This window comes from Mesorhizobium sp. M2A.F.Ca.ET.046.03.2.1 (assembly GCF_003952425.1).
Lineage (GTDB): Bacteria > Pseudomonadota > Alphaproteobacteria > Rhizobiales > Rhizobiaceae > Mesorhizobium.
This window is the reverse complement of sequence record NZ_CP034449.1, coordinates 2,014,386-2,031,705: the sequence shown is the minus strand read 5'-3', so window position 1 is coordinate 2,031,705 and position 17,320 is coordinate 2,014,386. Positions and strand designations below refer to the sequence as shown.

The window sequence follows — 17,320 nt, the reverse complement described above, 5'->3', positions numbered from 1 at the left end:
GGTGGGATGTCTTGCGATGGCGCATCGCTGACGAGCCTTCGAGCCTGTTGTCGCACCCGGCCGGATGTTCGACCACCATTTGCGCGCCGATGTGCTTGGCCGAGCTCAGCCGTTAAGGCGTTGACCACGTTCCAGTCTCTATAAATGTCACTGCGTCACGTCGCTAGCCACGCAGCCGCAATGCCCGCGTCATCCGCTGGCTGGTATCGTGATCGAGCGCGGTCTCTACAGCGCCGCGCAGCCGTTCAATCGCAATGCCAAAGTGCCTGAATCGGGATCATATTATCAAGATCTGAGCAGCGCCAAGACGCGCAACCGCATCCAAGGGGAGAGTGCGAATGCTTGGGTACCTTGTTGAAATGGCTGGAGCGTGGCGCCACGGCGCGCATGCGCTTCGTCGCCGCGGGACGGCTCCGCGGATTGTCAGATTTGAACCGCGCAACGAGTCGCCAAAGCTCCACTTCGTGGCCATCTGCTAACAGCCTGGCCTGCTCTTTCGCCGCAACGTCGTCTATGCAGGTAAGGTTGATGCCGCCCTTGAACTGGCCGCGGTCGTCCAGAACGTAGAGCCGATAATGCTGCATCGCTTGTTCTCGATCAGGATTGCCAGCTCGTCTCGGCGCCAGCTGGATTTGCATTGAAGCCGCCAGCAGCGCTGCGCCGCTCTCGCCGATCGCTCCACTTTTGTGTACCCGCAAGACAAAGACGCTGCATGACGACATGCCCGAACATGGAATGTATGTCCTCCGCAATTTGCATGTCATTCACATTGACCCAAACCACATGTTGGGCGATCTGCCTGAGCGTTCCTCCGCCATATCCGCAAAGCCCTAGCGTAACTGCGGCATGATCATTGGCGTATCGAACGGCACGCAGAACGTTTTCCGAATTTCCGCTTCCCGAAATCGCGATGACCAAGTCGCCCTCGTTCAGGATGTTCTTTAGCTGCTCGACGAACACATCCTGGAAAGAAACATCGTTCGCGTATGCAAACGTAAGGCCCACATTGTCGATCAGCGTCCGGCCACGAAACGGGCGCTTCGTGGAAAGATAGATGCTCTTGTTCCAGTCCGTGATGAAATGCAGCGCCGTGAGCGAACTGCCACCATTTCCAAGCGTGATTATCTGCTTGCCATCCTCCTGTGCCTGCGCGACCAAGGCCACTGCATTATCGATGCTTTCGTGGTCCAATGAAGCCAGGACGATCTCGAGTTTCTTGAAATAGGCTTGAGCACTGCCGCCAAGATTTTTTATTGGGCGGGCTCCGATGTCGGTTGATTGAGTACTGCCGCCAAAATGCTTCATTGGATGGACTCCGATGTCGGTTGATAGTGAACGATGCGGCTCCCGGCGAAGTCGAACTTGACAGGGAAGTGCTTCAGGTCCCTAAGGGCCGCTTTGATTGCGTCGTGGCGATCGAGAGGTGCGAAGAACATGAGAAAACCTCCTGCACCTGCTCCCAGCAGCTTGCCGCCCGTGGCACCCGCCCGCATCGCGGTCTGGTACCAGTGATCGATTGCATCGTTCGTGATTTCCTCAGAGAGGCTCTTTTTTAAGAGCCAGTTCTCGTGGAGGATTTCGCCGAAGGCGTCGAGGTTGCATCGATGCAGCTCATCACGAAGCTGATAGGTGAGCCCGACCATCCGCCTGAGCGCTTTGCGCTTGTCCGGAGCTCTTGCGATGCACTCCGACTGTCGCACGAGAATGTCCGAAGCACTGCGCGTAATGCCGGTGTAGAACATGAGAACTTGCTTCTCGATCGAAGCGATGAAATCACGCGGGCATATGAGCGGTGACACCGAAACGCTGTCATCGCGGTGAAACTCGATGAGATTCAATCCGCCGAAGGCGGCGGCGTATTGATCCTGCCTTCCAATGGGCGCGCCACAAAGTTCGATCTCGATGCAACAACTATCGGCGCCGAGCTTTGCCTTCGAGACATATTGCCCCCGAAACGCGTTCAGCGCGTGCAGAAGGCCAACCGTAAAAGCGCTCGATGATCCAAGTCCGGTGCCCTTGGATGGAATATCGGCAATAGTCGTTATCTCAATGCCCCCGCATATCCCAAGGTATCCCATCGTCGCCTTGACAATCGGATGCTGGATATCCTCGACGCTGTCGACTTCTTCCGTTCTTGAATAAGCGATTCGAGTGCCGTTATCGAACTTGCGGTTCACATTCACGTAGACGTACTTGTCGATAGCAACGCTTAGGACGGCGCCGCCTTCCTCCCGATAGAAGGCAGGCAGATCGCTGCCACCTCCCACGAAGCTCACTCGAAGCGGCGTCTGACTGATGATCATCCGACGGCCTCAATCAGCTCGATCGCCCGCAATCGGACGCACTGGTTGGCGCTCGACCGCGATGCCAAAACGATTGGTGTCTCGTCCTCCTGGCGGGAACTATAGATACGCGCTGCAGCCTCCCGATCCACGCCTCGACGCGAGTATTCCCGCGTCACTCGGTGCCTCCTCAGCTCCTCATCGATATCAACGAAGAATGTGTGTGCACGACCCGGCAAAACCACATCGGACAGCGAAAGAGCGACGGCTCCTTCCACGACCAGGACGGTTTCCGGAGAAATGCTTACCTTTTCCGATCTTGGATGCGATACGCGGCTCAGCTTTTCGTAATAGGGCAGATCGAGCGTCTCGCGAGAACGAACGCCCACCAGGCGGCTTACAACCTTCCTAATCTCGTTCATGTCGTAGCGACCCATCACCGTTGCTTCGCGATCGGCGGCGGACCGTATCCAGCGATCAAGGGCAACGACTTGCGCATCAAAGCCGCGGCCGCGAAGTACCTCGGCGATAGCGCTGGAAAGGACGCTCTTTCCGCTTCGGGAGAGCCCTGCCACGAAACACACGTCACCCGGCTTAACATGCGCGATCAGATCGGATGCCGTGTCCACCAAGGTCGGATGAACGGTGAGAATGAACTTGGCAGCCTCGAACAAATCCGGGACGGTATAGTCGGGCATGACATGATACTTGCTGTCCAGCCCGCCCGCGCCCGTCTCGACCAGGATCGATCTGATGCCGGACCGTTTTGCGAGCGCGACGTCGGTAGAGGAATCGCCGATGACCCAGGATTGTCTGCGATCGATATTGAACGCCTCGACCGCCTCGTCGACCAACCCGGTGGCGGGCTTGCGGCATTCACAGTGGACCTTTAGCGCTTCCACCTCACCGGCAAAGCCGCGATCTGGATGGTGCGGGCAGTAATAGATGGCATCGACAAAAGCCCCCTGGCGGCCAAGCTCGGTCTCCATCTTGTTATGGATCATCCGCAAGTCTCGTACAGAGCAATCTCCTCTCGCCACAACGGGTTGGTTTGTGACGATGATTGTCCGGTATTCGGCCTGGTTGAAACAGGCGATCGCGGCCGCGGCCCCCTCGATCAGTTTGAAGCGTTCGGGACGATCGATATGCCCATCGTCGATATTGATGCACCCGTCCCTGTCCAAAAATACTGCTTTCTGCGGAGAAGCGAGTGAAGCTCGGGCTATGCGGCCGGAGGCAAGGTCGGCGCAGACCTTGTCAAGTCTCGCCGGGGTTCCCGCGTCCTTAATGTACTCAGGGCTGCTATAGCTTCTGATCTCCGCGCCGGCCCGAAGCATTTCAGGAAAGAGATCCTTGCCAAAATCGAGCGGAGTTGCCGCGGCGCGCCACGGGAACAAGGCTTGTCTTCGAATGTAGTAAAGAGCTGCGCTGACTTTGTTGGGATAAAAGCAACCGGGATCGTGTGGATATGGATGGAACGCGGTAACCACGCCATCTTCCGACGTCTCGATCAGATCGGAATCATGCGGGTGATCATTCGGATGGGTGAAAATAGTCGCGGCTGCTGCCTCGTGTCTTTCATGGAAGCACTTGAAGCGGGTGAGATCGACGTCGAGCATCGTGTCGCCGTAGATCGTGAGGAAGTCCTCGTCGAGCAGATGCAGAACGGACAGAACCGCCCCGGCAGTCCCGCGAGGCGCACCGTCATCTACGCAACGAACTTCAATCCCCCAATTCCCGCGCTGATTGCAAAAATCCACGATTTGCTCGGCTGCGTGGTTCACCAGGATCAAGATCCTCTCGATCCCGTGTTGCTTGGCTAGGAGGATTTGATGCTCGAGAAGTGGCTTGCCACCAATGTTGGCCAGCGACTTGGGCAGATCACCGATCCGGCCCCTGAGCCGTGTCCCCAGACCACCGGCAAGTACAACGGCCTGCATCACGGGTGTCCTTCCTGCCGTACGATTTCCACGACGGCTTTTCGGACAGCGTCGGCCGATCCAAGCTGGGGCCGCCAACCGAGTGCACGGAGCTTTGCTACGTCATAGGAAAACCGGGGAACATCCCCCGTCCAACCGCGATCTTCAAATCCGTATTCGATCCCCGCGCCCGGTGCGACAGCCTCGACAGTGGTTTCCGCTATGAAGCTGACGGTTACCCCTTTGTCCTCGGGGCCGATATTGTAGCAGCCAAGCCGTTCGGATGCGTTTGCACGCAGGTAGACGATCGCATCGATCAGATCATTGACGTGAAGATAGGCCTTCCGTTGCCGGCCCGATCCCAAAACGTTCAGCTTGTTTGGTGTGATCTTTAGCTTTCTGACGAAATCCAGAATGACGCCATGTGTTGCCGGAATGCCGATCACGTTCGGAAAGCGAAAGATCAAGGCCCGCCCCAACCAGTTCTCGACGGCCGCGCTGATTAGCGCTTCCGATGCTAGCTTCATGGCGCCGTAGTTGGAAATCGGCAGCAGCGGCCCGACATCCTCTCTGATCGGAGCCTCCCCCAAATCGCCGTACACGGCTGAGCTGGATGCAAAAGCAAGGAACGGAACTCCCGCCTCCCTCATTGAGTCCAACACGTTGAACGTCGTTAGAAAGGTATCGCGCAGATCGACAGAGGCATCGGTGATTCCTGCAGGAATGTCCGAATTGGCAGCCATGTGCCAGACTTCGGAAATCGGAATGCGACTGTGACAGTTCATAAAGCGGCTTCTCACCGCAGCCGCGTCTGAGAGATCCACTTTCTCAAAAATGAACCTCTCATGCGTAAGAAGCTCGTTCAGGTTTTCCCGAGAACCTCGCGACAGGTTGTCAAAGCCAAAGACCGAATATCCACGATCAATAAAGATCCGTGCAAGCCTGCTTCCTACAAAGCCGGCCACTCCCGATATGAAGATGGCGCGCGGTTCAACCAATCGGATTGCCCCTTAGCCTCTTGTGCGCAAGCTTTCGCGCCAAAGTCTTCCGGATTCTGCAATGACTTCCGTTTGCGAGCCTTCACCGCTGGACAGCCGCGAGTTCGACCGGGGCTCGGCATTAAGCTCTGCGCCCGTCTTTGAGGTCATGCGTCTCTTGCGTCTCTGTGAATCATTGCATGGTTTTCTTCGATCCGCGATTATTCCTCGGGGGTAGCCCCATTTTGCTGATCCGGACTGAATCGCATCGCGCCCGCTGTGGGGCGACGCTGCTGCGGATTCTGGCGGTCGTGCCGGCCGCACAATCTCGCCGTTTGCGTCTCTGTCGGATCGAACTGGCCCTCGACTAAGCATACCGACGCAATGTCCCGGATGAGGGGCGGTCGCCATCCATCGAGAAGCTCCGAAACTCGATACCGAGCTGCTTGAGCCGCTCTACGCCGGGAACCTCTCGCGCCGGGCGCACGAGCCCGAGGATGGAGTCGGATCGGAAGGGCAGGGGGACATGCACCGCCTCAGCTGCCTTGAGGGCGCCACTGACAAGCTGCCAGGGCACGGCGACGGCACGCAGTGTTCTGCCTTGCGATGCGGCGATCTCGTTCATGAGCCGTCGGAACGGCACCGGTTCGGGGTTGGCCAGCCCTACCGGTTCCGGCAGGGGCATGTCCGACTCGGCAATACGCACCATAGCGGCTGCCATGTCCGCCTCATGCACCATGAACTGATGGGATTGCGCCCCGATGAGAGGTGTAACCGGCAGCGTGGTGAGCTTGCGGAGCGCGCCTGCCATCCCGCCCCAACCGGGGCCGTACACTAGGCCGAGCCGGGTGGAGACAGCTCCCAGACTGCCCGCCGTGCGCTCGCAGGCCAGTTTCGCCTGACCGTACAACTGTTGGGTTCCCTTATAGGCGGACATCGAGGAGATAAAAATAACCCGGCGAACCCCTGCGGCGGCGACATTGCGGAGGAGGTGCTGCGAGCCTGACACATTGGTGCCCCACACATCGCCGGCGCTGACGAGGGTCAGGTCCCATGCACCGTGGATGAGCACATCCAGGTCGCTGAATGCGGCCCCTGACGGCGGGCGCTTGATCTCATATGGGCGCCACTCGGCGACGCTGGCGGCAGATTCGGAGGCCACCCGGTTCGGACGGGCGAAGGCGATGACCTTATGCCCTTGTTCGGCGAAGGCGGCGCGCAGGATGGTCCCGACATATCCGTTCGCTCCGGTGATACCGACCCGCATCGAACGCTCAAGCCGTCAGCTGCATCGCTTCGCGGGCGATGCGATGCGAATTGGCCATCACCGTCAGCGTAAAGGTGGTAGCCGGAACATTTGGGAAAACCGACCCGTCGATGAGATGGATCCGGTCCCAGCGCGCCAGCCGCCCAAGGCGGTCTGTCGTCGCACTCCCGGAATCCGGCTCATTGGCGTGAGGAAAGCTGCCGCCAAAGTGGTAGCTTTTGGCTCCGCCCGACCACAGCATCCGCGGCGTGACTGGCCACAAGTCAAGGTAAGGTGCCGCCCTGCGGATCCGGCTTATCACGTCAGGCAGCATTGGAGGCACGCATTTGCCCCTGACCTTGGCCTCGCTGAAGCCCTCCGAAGTGAGAGTGATCTGGGGGAGCTCGTCAGGAGCTGCTGCGGACAGCTGGGCGCTCACTCGGATCTTGGGTGACGCCCAGGACGGCAAGTAGCCCAGGCCTACCGTCAACCGGCTGAGCAGCCGATCGGTCGCGAAGGCGGCGGCGCGGTGTTTGAGGAAACCGGGAAGCGCATCGTAATATGCCTGATTGAACGGATAGAAGTGAATCTGTGAAACATCCAAGCCTTCGTCGTCCCGGGCGATGACCATGGTGAACTGGTTGAGTGTGAACTCGCGCCTTGCACGTGGGTCGGGAGTTGGCTTCATGGAAATCATTGGAAGAACGAACTGAGCAGATTCCGAAAGATGCACCGGCTGGTTCGATCCGAGCGAGCCCAGCATCAGCCTTGTGGTCCCGATTGCTCCGCAGCCCACGAAGACCCGGTCGGCCGTGAATCGCTGGATCCGGCCGCTCGACAGCTCCCGTGCGTGCACGACGGCCGTGTCGCCCTCCTGTTCGACTCGCACCGCGAGCAACCCGCTGCGGTAGTCGATCCTCCCGTTGCGCCGGAAGCGATCGAAGCTGTGCGAGGCCGAGAAGATCAGCGACCGTGGGCACCCGGTCATGCACAGGCTGCAGGGCTGGCATTGAGGGGCAGCGAAGGCGAGCCGGGCGCGGCCTATCGTTATTCCGGTGGAGCGCACTCGCTCGCGGTGCCGGTCGTAGTTGGCCAGGACCATTTGTGTCCGCGGCGCCAGCGGCGGAAGCGCGTCCGGGGATCCGATGAGGGGAAACCACTCCTCGAGATCGTCGGACTCTCCCGCGAAAGGTATGTGACCCAGAATCGTCCGATAGTGCTCTTCCATATCCGAGAAGCCGAACGGCCATCCCTTGAACGTGGCGGCGCTGAAGGGCATGATCTGGGCCCCCCAGACATTGCTGAACCCCCCGTAGGCGCTCGATATGACCGCCGGGTTCACTCTGCTCACGGAATGGACGCCGTCGAGCTGGCCCTTGTTGGCAAACGGGAAATCGGATCCGTAGCTTCTCTTTTCAGGCAGCGAGTCGGACTGGACCGGCTTGGGCTGCTGGCTGATCCGGCGGACATCCTCTTCATCCCAGTCGTCGACACGCAGCCTAGACAGCCTGGCTATGACCTCCTGGGTCTCCGCGTTCAGCACGGTGCCCGGGTCGAACACGGTTATCTTCTCGTCCGGTTTTTCGGACAGCGCCAACACGGCGGCGGCTGCAGCCGGACCCGACCCGATGATTAGCGAAGACGGCATCTACTTCCCACGCCTAACGCCTTGCGCGGCTGCGTCCAGGATCTGCTTGTTTGCCTGTTGGCGCAGCTGGCGCCGGCGGCGCAGCAGCGCGATCCGGCCGGTGACATGGCCTGCCGCGGCAAGGCCCACGCCAACGATTATTGCCGCGCACCGCGCCAGCCCGTGGGCGTCGCCCTTGGCCGCCTGCAAAATCTCGCGCGGCACGCCCCTGGTCAGCGCGTGCCAGACGAAGCGGGTCTCGGCACCCAGTGTGGCGGCTTCGCCCATCTGGGCAAAGGCCTCGACTTTCCCCTTGTTGACGAAGAAGCAGCGGCGCCAGAAGTACTTCCAGGTCGGCCGTGAGGCGGGCACAAAGTGGCGGACGGTCGCCGCCGGTTCATAGATGACCGCCTCGCTGCCCTTGATGTGCGCCACGCGGTGGCACATGTCCATGTCGTCGTGATGGTCGGAATGGAATCCTCCTACCTGCTCGAGGAGGGTCCGCCGCACCGACATGTTGGCTCCGATGAGGTGAGCCAAAGGGCCTCGGCTGGTCGGAAGGCCATCGTAAGCACATCCGAACACCCAGTCGAACTGTAGAGGGAACCAGTCCGGGCGGCCAACCTCGAACACCGGAATGGGACGCCCGCCGACGGCGCCGATGCGCTCGTCCTGGTACGGGGCGGTGAGAACCTCGAGCCAGTCCTTGTCGGCCGCCGCATCGTCATCCAGGAACGCCAGGATCTCTCCGGCAGCCGTCTCGGCTGCCGTGTTTCGGGCCGACCCGAGATGCCCATCCCATTTGTTCTGGATCACTCGTATTGGGGGGGTGGATGCAGCGAAGTCAGCCCATTGGGCGGCACAACGGCGGAATAGGGGCTGGTCGACGCATACGATGATCTCGCAGGGCTGCAATGTCTGCTCCTGAGCCGAGGCCACCGACCTCAGCAGCAGTGCCCATCTGTCCGCAGTGTAGGCACAGATAATTACTGAGATCGTAGGGGGGCGGCGTTCGCTGCTGACGCCATCCTCGGACTGCCCGGTTTTCGACCGCGGCTGACCGGTTTTGGCAACGTCATTAACGCCGCGGGCGAGATCGATACTTGGGTTCCGGACGTGGCCCTCCTGGCCAACGCCAGTCGACGGATAGGATTGCGCAAGCTTCAGAATACGCATCTAGGAATTCTCCCGACTTGAGCTGCCCGTGTCTGTCCAAACTCTTCGATAAGGGTGCGATGGTCCAGGTTTTAAACGCCAGGCTTCCGCGCACCGGATTCGGCCTGCCCGGAGGGCGGTTCTCACCACGGAAGATCACCAGGGCTCGCGGGCGCGGCGGGCCTGGCGGCGCACCGCCCTGACGGCCGCGTTCAAATCGTCCCAGCGATCGAGTGTGGAGGCGCAGATCACAATGCAAGCTTCAGTCATGGCAGCTAGTGAGTGGCTTCTGAGGCCGAGCTGGCATCGCGTGTCTGCGTCGCCCGAGCCGTGGCGGCTTTGAGGATGTTCCAGAGCGCACCACCGTCACGGTGGATATCGAACTGGTGTATTCGTCGACAGGATAGCGTCCGCTGTCCTGCAGCGAGGAAATCAACCTTCTGCATGCCGTAGGCGCCGTCATTGATAGCCATCCTGTTTTGACTCGGATCCCAGTACAGCGGATACGTACCGTTGACTGCGAGATTGCTGGTTTCGCCTTCAAGCCGCCAATTCCAGATCGTTGGGGACGCTTCCGTCGAGCGACCCGATCACAGGTTTATGGAAGACGCGGACCACATTGGCGCCCATCGCCACCGCGTCGTCGAGAACGCGAGTGACCTCATAGTGCGAACCGTAGGTCAGATAGTGGTTGTTTACGCCGGTCACGAAGAACAGGCGGCCGTTCAGCGTGAAGTTCGTTCCGGAAGTCTTGATGAAGGATGTTGCCGACGGATCGTTCGGGGTGCTCGCGAGTGCCGGAACGGATATGAACGCGAGCAAGAGCGCAAACCACCACGCGTTACGCAGTCCATATCTTGTCCGTTGCCAGTCGACATTCATTCCTCCACGTGACTCCTGCCGGAGGCACAGCGCAAGCGCCCCGAAGGACTACCCCTTCTGACCTCGCACAGGCGAGCGTCGATCGGGCATAGTAGTGCCTGGCCGCTTCCAGCCGCTCGAGTGGGGACCCGTGCTGTCAGCCATCTCCCAAATCAGATATTCGGTGAGCCTCCGGAATGCACTGGGCGGAAACCATCCTCGCGCTGCGGGGCGCGCTGCTGCTTTGTCATCGTGGAGTTGTGAGCTGGCGTCCTTTTGAAATCGGTTGCGAGAACAACAATGCGCATCTGCCTCAATCTCGATCCGTCCCGGCTACTGCGATGGCACCTCTGGCTGGCAGAAGCGCTTACTGAAGTGCCCGGCAACGATGTCTCTTGCGCATTCTCGGCCGGTTGCCGCCCGCTGCCGTTGATCTTCCGGCTGCTGCTCGAACTCGAACGACTGCTCTATGGCTACCGCGCCAACGGTGTCACCGACTCCGTAGAGGCGGAGCTGCGATCCCTGCCGCCACCCCCGGCCGACCAAGTGGATGTGGTGATCAACTTGAGCGGCGAGGAGCCGCTCCCGTCGGGACGGCGCGTGCTCACTCCGCTCTTCAACGGGCTACCGGGCGAGATTGGAGTCATGACGGCCTTGGCGAATGATCAGGACCTTCTCGTCGAACTGCACGACACGGCGCGCCCGTCGCAGCCGTGGATGGCACGTCCGGCCAGTGTGGACCGTAAAGTATTCACGGCGGGCCTCGACAGCGTTCTCTCCTGCGCTGTGGCGCTGATCCTAAAAGCCTTGCGCGGGGAAACCAGTTCAGCTTCGTCCGGTGTCCCCGGTCCACCGACGGCGGCGCCTTCCCTTGGCGCGGTTTCGGCCATTGCATGGGAGACCGCAACGGCGGTATCGAAGGCAATCGAGTTCTTGGACAGATTGTCGAGAGGCGGCAGGTCATGGGGGATTGGCTGGCGCTTCGACCAGGTAGCGAGCCTGCTCGATAAAGGCCAAGCAGCTTTCAGCGTGCTTACCGGGGACACCGGCAGCTTCCTTGCCGACCCGTTCCCGTTCCGGCATCAGGGGCAAGATTTCATCTTCGTCGAACAGTACCTCTACTCAAAGAACCGGGGGTGCATTGCGGTCGTGACAGCGGACCGGAGCGGGGCCGCCGGCGCACCTCAGATCGTCCTGGAGGAGCCGCACCACCTCTCGTACCCGTTCGTGTTCGAGCAGGACGGGCAGGTCTGGATGATCCCCGAATCGGGTGCGGCAAGGAATGTCAGTCTCTACAGGGCGGTCGAATTCCCGTACCGGTGGAAGCGGGAGGCCTGCCTCCTGGAAGGCATTGAGGGGTACGACACCACGCCGCTGCGCCATGAGGGCGGCTTTTGGTTTTTCGTCAGCCCAAGGCTGTGGAGGTCCACGTCCTGGGATGTTCTTAGCCTCTACCATGCCGCGAGCCTGACGAAACCTTGGACGCCCCATGCCGCAAACCCCATTCTGCTCGATGCTGCGCTCAGCCGCCCCGCAGGCGCCGTTATCCGACACGGCGGACGCATGCTACGCCCAGTCCAGAACTGCGCTCGCAGCTACGGCGGCGCGGTGACGTTCTGCCGGATCGATGCGCTCGGCGAGTCGGAGTTTGCCCAGACCCCGATTGGTGGCATTTCGTCCGGAGCGTTCGGGTGTCACACCTATAACCGCCGGTCTGGCCTGGAGGTGATCGACCTATTCGGTCATGTCCGTGGCTTGCGCCAGGTCACAACTTCGTATCGGCTGTTTGCGCCCGATGTGCCGCCCTCAGCGTCGCATGGGCGGCCCCTTTCTCGTCCAGAACAGTTAGCGTGGCCAGGCGGTCGGGCCCTCGACCCTTCTGGCGCGCAAGATTAAGGGGTAGCTCGGGAAATTACGGCCGGATGAAGAAGCGAGCCCACATGCGGGGCCCCGCGGCTTCTGGCCAGTGGCAATGTCGACGTTTCGCGCGAGGTTCATCGCGCCGGCGATCTTCGCTGCCTTCTACCCTGCTTGCTCCGAGAGCCTGTCGTCCGGGGATTTGGATCCCAGCCGCAGCTCGATGATTGTCCTCGCGGGCGTGAACGCATCGCGCTGCTGGCGGCTCCTCAGGTCTACCGGCGGCAGCGCTGCTGCCGCAGCCGCTGAAGGTGATCGTGCCACTGCCGTGCCATCTGTCATGGCGGTTGGCGCGAACTAACCTGAAGGGATAACCACAAAGAGCTAATCACCTTTGGTGCCTTCTAACCATCTATTGAAGCTTCCATTGCGGCGTCGCATCAGCAATCCTTGCTTAACTCAGGCCAAGGAAGGTTCAATCATTTCAATCTCTCAGTCTTGTTTCATCTCATCTTTCGTCACGTCCGGGAGTCTCCATATGATCAACATAGCTGAACCCGGGGATATGGCCGCCATTCTGGGGCAGGTTCTTTCCGGGACCTATCATTCCTCTCATCATCGCGCCGGACGCCTATCGGCAGTCTTGGTGCGTTTCCAACCCGCCCCTTGGGTCCCATCGCTCGATCGTGCAGCGCTACCATGAATGCCGGTCTCTCCAGTGCTAGTGTTCTCGCCCCTGTCAGTGCCGTGTCGCCGCCTGACCCAATCAAGTTCGGGCTGCGGCAATCGTTGGCCCTACCCCGAGTCAGCTTCATCGTGCCGACGCTCAACGAAGCCGAGAACCTCCCTTGGCTTCTGCCGCGCATCCCCAACTGGGCGCACGAGATCATCATCGTGGATGGCCGTTCGACCGACGACACGGTCGCGGTCGCGCGCCGCCTACGCGGGGACGTAAAGGTTGTCTTGGAGCCCCGCCGGGGCAAGGGTGCCGCACTGCAAGCGGGATTCCGGGCCGCCACAGGCGACATCATCGTCATGCTGGACGCTGATGGCTCCATGGTCCCTGAGGAGGCGATCGTCTTTGTCAGCGCGCTGATGGCCGGCGCGGATCTCGTCAAAGGTTCACGCTTTATCCAGGGCGCCGGCACCGACGACATGTCGCTTTTCCGGATGGTCGGCAACAGAGGGCTGACCCTATTCGTGCGACTCCTCTATGGCGGTTGGTTCTCCGACCTATGTTACGGATACATTGCCTTCTGGACCAGGCATGTCAGCACGCTCAATTGCGACTGCGATGGGTTCGAGATCGAGACCCTCATCAACGTGCGGGCCTTGAAGAACCACCTCAATATCGTCGAGGTGCCGAGTTTCGAAGCTTCGCGCATCAGTGGTGTGAGCCATCTGCGTGCCATCCCGGACGGTTGGCGCGTCCTCAAGACCATCTTGCGTGAGTGGGTGTACCAACAACACGGGCGGGGCGCGACAGCCTTTGATGACGGCGGGTAGGCCTGATGCGAATCCTGATGGTTGCCGCTCGCTGTTACCCCTTCATGGGCGGCATTGAAACTCACATCCAGGAAGTCGGACCCCGCTTGGTGGCGCGTGGCCATGCGGTCGACGTGCTCACTACCGATCCCTCAGGGGAGTTGCCGGTTGAGGAGGAGGTGGGCGGCATGCGTGTGCGGCGTGTCCCAGCCTGGCCAAGGGAACTGGACCTCTATGTGGCACCCGGCATTTATACCGCGATCCGGCGCGGGGCTTGGGATCTGATCCACTTCCAGGGTTACAGCACTTTCGTGGTGCCGATCGGACTGCTCGCAGCTGTGCGCGGGCAACTGCCGTTCGTCCTGACCTTCCACAGCGGCGGGCATTCCTCCCGGCTTCGCAACGCCATTCGCAGCACCCAGCATATGCTGCTCCAGCCGATGGTAGCCCGGGCCGAGCGGCTGATCGGCGTCTCCGAATTCGAAGCCGATTTCTTCAGCAGGAGGATGGGCGTGCCGCGGGAGCGGTTTGCCGTTATCCCGAATGGCGCCTCGATGCCGGCTCCGAGCCCCGGCGTCAAGGTCGATCCTCACCTGATCGTCTCGGGCGGTAGGCTGGAGCGCTACAAGGGCCATCACCGGGCGATCGCGGCCTTGCCCGCCCTGATCCGCCGGGTACCGGACGTGCGACTGCACATCGTCGGTACTGGCCCGTACGAGGGAGAATTGCGGCGCCTAGCCGCGACGCTCGGCCTTGAGAGGCGGGTCACAATTGCTGGTATCCGCGCCTCAGAGCGGCAGAAAATGGCAGATCTATTGGCGAGTGCCGCGCTGTTCGTGCTGTTCAGCGAATACGAAGCCCATCCGGTCGCCGTGATGGAAGCCCTGTCGCTGCGCCGTCCGGTCCTCGTCAGCGACACGTCCGGTCTGCGGGAGCTGGCTGCCAATGGTCTGTGTCGGGCGATTTCGTGCAACGCCGATGCGGGAGAGCTGGCCGCCGCCATGGCCGAGGAACTGGAGGCCCATCGGGAGGTCCCGGATTTGGCGCTGCCCGACTGGGATGCCTGCGCGCAAGCACTGAGTGACGTCTATTGTAACGTCCTGGGCAGCCGATCCGCGGTCCGCTCAGCCTCCGGCGGCGTGACATCCTGGCCTCCCGCGACGAGGGTATGATGCTGATGACGCAGGCTCATTTCACCGCGAGAACCAGGATCAAACCACTCCAGGCCGGGATACGGCTCTTATCGGCCGTTATCGGTCCGGATCTTCACGGCGGCAGCGCCGATGCCCCGCCGCAACGGGCCAAATACGGTTGGATCGCGATACTGTGCCTGACCGTCGCAACGGCTCTGCTCCTGGTCGTGGCCGGGCACGCAACCGGGCGCCGGGGCTATGACGTGCCGCCCGCGCTCTTCTGGTCCGGTATGGTCCTACTGATCGTTCCGACCAGCCTCCGCATCGCCTGGCCAACGACAGCCCGAGGTGAGCGCCTGTTCCTCCTGTTCCTGCTTGTCGAAGCTCTGTTCTATTGCAAGAAGGTCTATTCCCCGACGAGCTTCAGCGGTTACGACGAGTTCTTGCACTGGATCGCAGCCGACGATCTCATCACGGCCCGCCGGCTGTTCCTGCCCAACCCGCTTTTCCCGATCGGGCCAACGTATCCCGCCCTGGAAATCTTGACGACGGCGATCGTCGATCTGACGGGACTGCCCTTGTTAGTGGCGGGAACGCTCTTATTGGCCATCCTCAAGGGCACGTTCATCGGTGCCCTGTTTCTGTTCCTCGAAAGCATCGTCGGATCGCCGCGTATCGCAGCTATCGCCTGTCTGGCCTACATGGGCTGCTCAACCTTCTTCCTGTTCGACTCAAGTTTCTCCTACCAGAGCCTCGGCATCGTGCTGTGTGTGCTGGCTTTCGCGGTCGAAGCGGCGTCCAAGGATCTTGTCGGGCGACCGAGGCTGAAGTCGCTCGGGCTGATAGCCTTGCTGTTGGCAAGCCTCGCGGTCACACATCACGTCTCGGCCGCCTTCGCCGCCATCTATTTCGGAGCGTTGGCGGGTCTCGAAGCTTTGCGCCGTCACGATCCCATGCGGATTGAGACCAGGATCGGCGTGGGTTTCACGGCGATCTTGGCCATAGCCCTGCCGTTCCTGTGGATGCAGTTCCGTGGCATCCCACTCGCAGGCTATCTCGGCCCGGTGATCGGGGCCGGCTTCCACTCATTGATTGGCATGATCCTTGGCACCGCCACCCCGGCGACGGAGCATCTTCAAGCGCCGGCCAAGGCCCTCTACCTGCAACTGACCACCTTGCTGGCGCTCCTGCTGCTGGCACTCGGACTGGCAACAGGATTCTTTCGGTCACTTGCCATCGCAGCGCTCGGTGGTGCGCGGCCGCCGGGTTGGCTTCCGATCCGGGACATTCTCAAATGCCGCTGGCGTGACAGCCGCGTCCTGCTCCTCACCTTGCTGGCCTTCGGGCTCCCGGTCTCCGTGGCCTTCCGACTGACCAGCGCCGGATGGGAAATCGGCAACCGCATGGGAACGTTCGTGTTCATCGGCGTTGGGCTGGTCGTCGCAGTGAGCATCGTCCACTTCTGGCAGGGCCGCGCGCCGCACGGGTGGCGCCGCATCGCGCCGACCCTCGCTCTGGCGGTCATCGTCCTGGGCGGCGTCGCGAGCGCCTCGATTAATCCGATCGATGGGCGCTATAGGGTGGCGGCCGATCAGGAATCAATCGAGCCCATGGGGATCGAAACGGCACGCTGGGCCAAGCAATGGCTCGGCGCGGGCAACCGCTTCATCTCCGACCGCATCAACAGCATTCTGCTTGCGAGCTACGGCCGGCAGGACGTCAGGGTCAAGATCAGAGAAGGCATCGATTCCGCGAGCATATTCGAGGTCGACACATTGGGGCCAGGGGAGTTCTGGGCCTTGGCGGGAAGCAACATCGATTTCCTGCTGGTTGACCGGCGCCTGAGCACGGCTCCACCAGTGCTCGGCTTTTACTTTCAGCCGTGGCAACGGCGGCAGGGAACGCCGATCTCGGGTGCAGCGCTCCTCAAGTTCAATGACGTCAAGGGCGTCACCCGCGTCTATGACAATGGCTGGATCGTCATCTACGACGTGAGGGAATTGCATGAGAACCATTAGCAAGCGGGGCCTTCTGGCCGCCTGCCTGTGGGCGGGGGCCGCGGTGGCGGCCGTTGCTTTCAGCGACAGCGCGCTCCTCCGGGTTGCCCTCGGCGCACCCGTGGTGTTCCTCGTCCCAGGCCATACGGTGTTGCGGGCCATTGGCGTCAGCACGACCTCCGCGTTGCAACACATCGTCTACGCGGTCGGAGCAAGCCTCGCCGTCGGCATCGCCGGGGGCTTTGCACTGAACGCCGCAGGCTCCCTCACGCCGCTCGGCTGGGCGCTGTGGTTTTGGACCGTGACGGCCGCCGCGGCGCTGGTGGCCGCCGTCCGCCGCGACACTCCCGATCTGCCAGCTTGGCCGGCTCTGGCGCGGGTCCGGGTTTGGCAGGGGGCCGTGCTCATGCTAGCGGTGCTTGTGGCGACCGGGGCCTATGCGTTTGCCGTCAGAGACGAAGCGGTCCACCGGGAATTCAAATATACCGAGTTCTGGTTGTTGCCATCAGCCAGTGGCGAGCACGGCCGGATCACGGTCGGCATCAGGAGCGCCGAGACCCAAACTCAGCGGTTCGACGTGGAAATCACCCTTGATGGGCAACCGTTCGCCGTTTTCCGATCGGTCCCCGTCGCGCCGGGCGCCACCTGGGCGCAAGAAATCCCGGTGCCCGTCGTAGCAATCCGCCAGAGGGCCGAAGCAAGGCTCTATCGACCGCAAGACAACCGGCTGTATCGCAGCGTTTCGACGCTGGTGCCGCGCTTCTGAAATGAAGGCTCGACC

At 61.3% G+C, this 17,320-nt stretch carries 14 protein-coding genes; 5 read left to right on the top strand and 9 right to left on the bottom strand.

The window, feature by feature from the left end:
• Window positions 1-245: 245 nt before the first annotated feature.
• From EJ072_RS09670 to EJ072_RS09630, 9 genes are all read right to left on the bottom strand, one after another.
• Window positions 246-638 (bottom strand): hypothetical protein, encoded by a 393-nt coding sequence (locus EJ072_RS09670; protein ID WP_126079493.1) that lies wholly within the window; start codon window positions 636-638, stop codon window positions 246-248.
• Window positions 598-1,305, bottom strand: a complete 708-nt coding sequence (locus EJ072_RS09665) for an SIS domain-containing protein (protein ID WP_126079492.1) — start codon at window positions 1,303-1,305, stop codon at window positions 598-600. The genes EJ072_RS09670 and EJ072_RS09665 overlap by 41 nt, the downstream gene beginning before the upstream one ends.
• Complete coding sequence (locus EJ072_RS09660) at window positions 1,302-2,303, bottom strand: GHMP kinase (protein ID WP_126079491.1); 1,002 nt, start codon at window positions 2,301-2,303, stop codon at window positions 1,302-1,304. Before EJ072_RS09660 ends, EJ072_RS09665 begins: the two co-directional genes overlap by 4 nt.
• The gene (locus EJ072_RS09655; protein WP_145970240.1) at window positions 2,300-4,222 is read right to left on the bottom strand and encodes an HAD-IIIA family hydrolase; all 1,923 of its coding nucleotides are present in this window, start codon (window positions 4,220-4,222) and stop codon (window positions 2,300-2,302) included. Before EJ072_RS09655 ends, EJ072_RS09660 begins: the two co-directional genes overlap by 4 nt.
• Entirely contained in the window at window positions 4,222-5,199 is a 978-nt protein-coding gene (locus EJ072_RS09650) for an NAD-dependent epimerase/dehydratase family protein (protein WP_189343270.1), read from the bottom strand. The genes EJ072_RS09655 and EJ072_RS09650 overlap by 1 nt, the downstream gene beginning before the upstream one ends.
• A 346-nt stretch (window positions 5,200-5,545) precedes the next feature.
• Window positions 5,546-6,445, bottom strand: coding sequence for an NAD(P)-dependent oxidoreductase (locus EJ072_RS09645; RefSeq protein ID WP_126079488.1), 900 nt, complete (start codon window positions 6,443-6,445; stop codon window positions 5,546-5,548).
• A 7-nt stretch (window positions 6,446-6,452) separates the two neighbouring features.
• Window positions 6,453-8,072, bottom strand: a complete 1,620-nt coding sequence (locus tag EJ072_RS09640) for a GMC family oxidoreductase (protein ID WP_126079487.1) — start codon at window positions 8,070-8,072, stop codon at window positions 6,453-6,455.
• A complete protein-coding gene (locus tag EJ072_RS09635; protein ID WP_126079486.1) occupies window positions 8,073-9,227 on the bottom strand; it encodes a glycosyltransferase family 2 protein in 1,155 nt (384 codons plus the stop codon).
• A gap of 519 nt (window positions 9,228-9,746) precedes the next feature.
• Window positions 9,747-10,088 carry a hypothetical protein gene (locus EJ072_RS09630; RefSeq protein WP_126079485.1) on the bottom strand — a complete coding sequence of 114 codons (342 nt, stop codon included), beginning with the start codon at window positions 10,086-10,088 and terminating at the stop codon, window positions 9,747-9,749.
• Window positions 10,089-10,367: 279 nt separating this feature from the next.
• On the opposite strand from EJ072_RS09630, the gene EJ072_RS09625 reads away from it, so the two are divergent.
• The 5 genes from EJ072_RS09625 (at window position 10,368) to EJ072_RS09605 (ending at window position 17,305) form a co-directional block, all read left to right on the top strand.
• Window positions 10,368-11,963, top strand: coding sequence for a hypothetical protein (locus tag EJ072_RS09625; RefSeq protein WP_126079484.1), 1,596 nt, complete (start codon window positions 10,368-10,370; stop codon window positions 11,961-11,963).
• A gap of 660 nt (window positions 11,964-12,623) precedes the next feature.
• The gene (locus EJ072_RS09620) at window positions 12,624-13,430 is read left to right on the top strand and encodes a glycosyltransferase family 2 protein (protein WP_126079483.1); all 807 of its coding nucleotides are present in this window, start codon (window positions 12,624-12,626) and stop codon (window positions 13,428-13,430) included.
• Window positions 13,431-13,435: 5 nt separating this feature from the next.
• Window positions 13,436-14,581, top strand: a complete 1,146-nt coding sequence (locus EJ072_RS09615) for a glycosyltransferase family 4 protein (RefSeq protein ID WP_126079482.1) — start codon at window positions 13,436-13,438, stop codon at window positions 14,579-14,581.
• Window positions 14,578-16,560 carry a hypothetical protein gene (locus EJ072_RS09610; protein ID WP_126079481.1) on the top strand — a complete coding sequence of 661 codons (1,983 nt, stop codon included), beginning with the start codon at window positions 14,578-14,580 and terminating at the stop codon, window positions 16,558-16,560. Before EJ072_RS09615 ends, EJ072_RS09610 begins: the two co-directional genes overlap by 4 nt.
• Entirely contained in the window at window positions 16,547-17,305 is a 759-nt protein-coding gene (locus EJ072_RS09605; RefSeq protein WP_126079480.1) for a DUF1616 domain-containing protein, read from the top strand. The genes EJ072_RS09610 and EJ072_RS09605 overlap by 14 nt, the downstream gene beginning before the upstream one ends.
• Window positions 17,306-17,320: the final 15 nt, after the last annotated feature.

Bases quoted from the DNA above. Each gene is read 5' to 3' on its own strand.
- EJ072_RS09620 (WP_126079483.1), top strand. From the start codon at position 12,624: ATGAATGCCGGTCTCTCCAGTGCTAGTGTTCTCGCCCCTGTCAGTGCC.
- EJ072_RS09615 (WP_126079482.1), top strand. From the start codon at position 13,436: ATGCGAATCCTGATGGTTGCCGCTCGCTGTTACCCCTTCATGGGCGGC.
- EJ072_RS09610 (WP_126079481.1), top strand. From the start codon at position 14,578: ATGATGCTGATGACGCAGGCTCATTTCACCGCGAGAACCAGGATCAAA.
- EJ072_RS09630 (WP_126079485.1), bottom strand. From the start codon at position 10,088: ATGAATGTCGACTGGCAACGGACAAGATATGGACTGCGTAACGCGTGG.
- EJ072_RS09605 (WP_126079480.1), top strand. From the start codon at position 16,547: ATGAGAACCATTAGCAAGCGGGGCCTTCTGGCCGCCTGCCTGTGGGCG.
- EJ072_RS09655 (WP_145970240.1), bottom strand. From the start codon at position 4,222: ATGCAGGCCGTTGTACTTGCCGGTGGTCTGGGGACACGGCTCAGGGGC.
- EJ072_RS09635 (WP_126079486.1), bottom strand. From the start codon at position 9,227: ATGCGTATTCTGAAGCTTGCGCAATCCTATCCGTCGACTGGCGTTGGC.
- EJ072_RS09665 (WP_126079492.1), bottom strand. From the start codon at position 1,305: ATGAAGCATTTTGGCGGCAGTACTCAATCAACCGACATCGGAGCCCGC.
- EJ072_RS09645 (WP_126079488.1), bottom strand. From the start codon at position 6,445: ATGCGGGTCGGTATCACCGGAGCGAACGGATATGTCGGGACCATCCTG.
- EJ072_RS09625 (WP_126079484.1), top strand. From the start codon at position 10,368: ATGCGCATCTGCCTCAATCTCGATCCGTCCCGGCTACTGCGATGGCAC.
- EJ072_RS09660 (WP_126079491.1), bottom strand. From the start codon at position 2,303: ATGATCATCAGTCAGACGCCGCTTCGAGTGAGCTTCGTGGGAGGTGGC.
- EJ072_RS09640 (WP_126079487.1), bottom strand. From the start codon at position 8,072: ATGCCGTCTTCGCTAATCATCGGGTCGGGTCCGGCTGCAGCCGCCGCC.
- EJ072_RS09670 (WP_126079493.1), bottom strand. From the start codon at position 638: ATGCAAATCCAGCTGGCGCCGAGACGAGCTGGCAATCCTGATCGAGAA.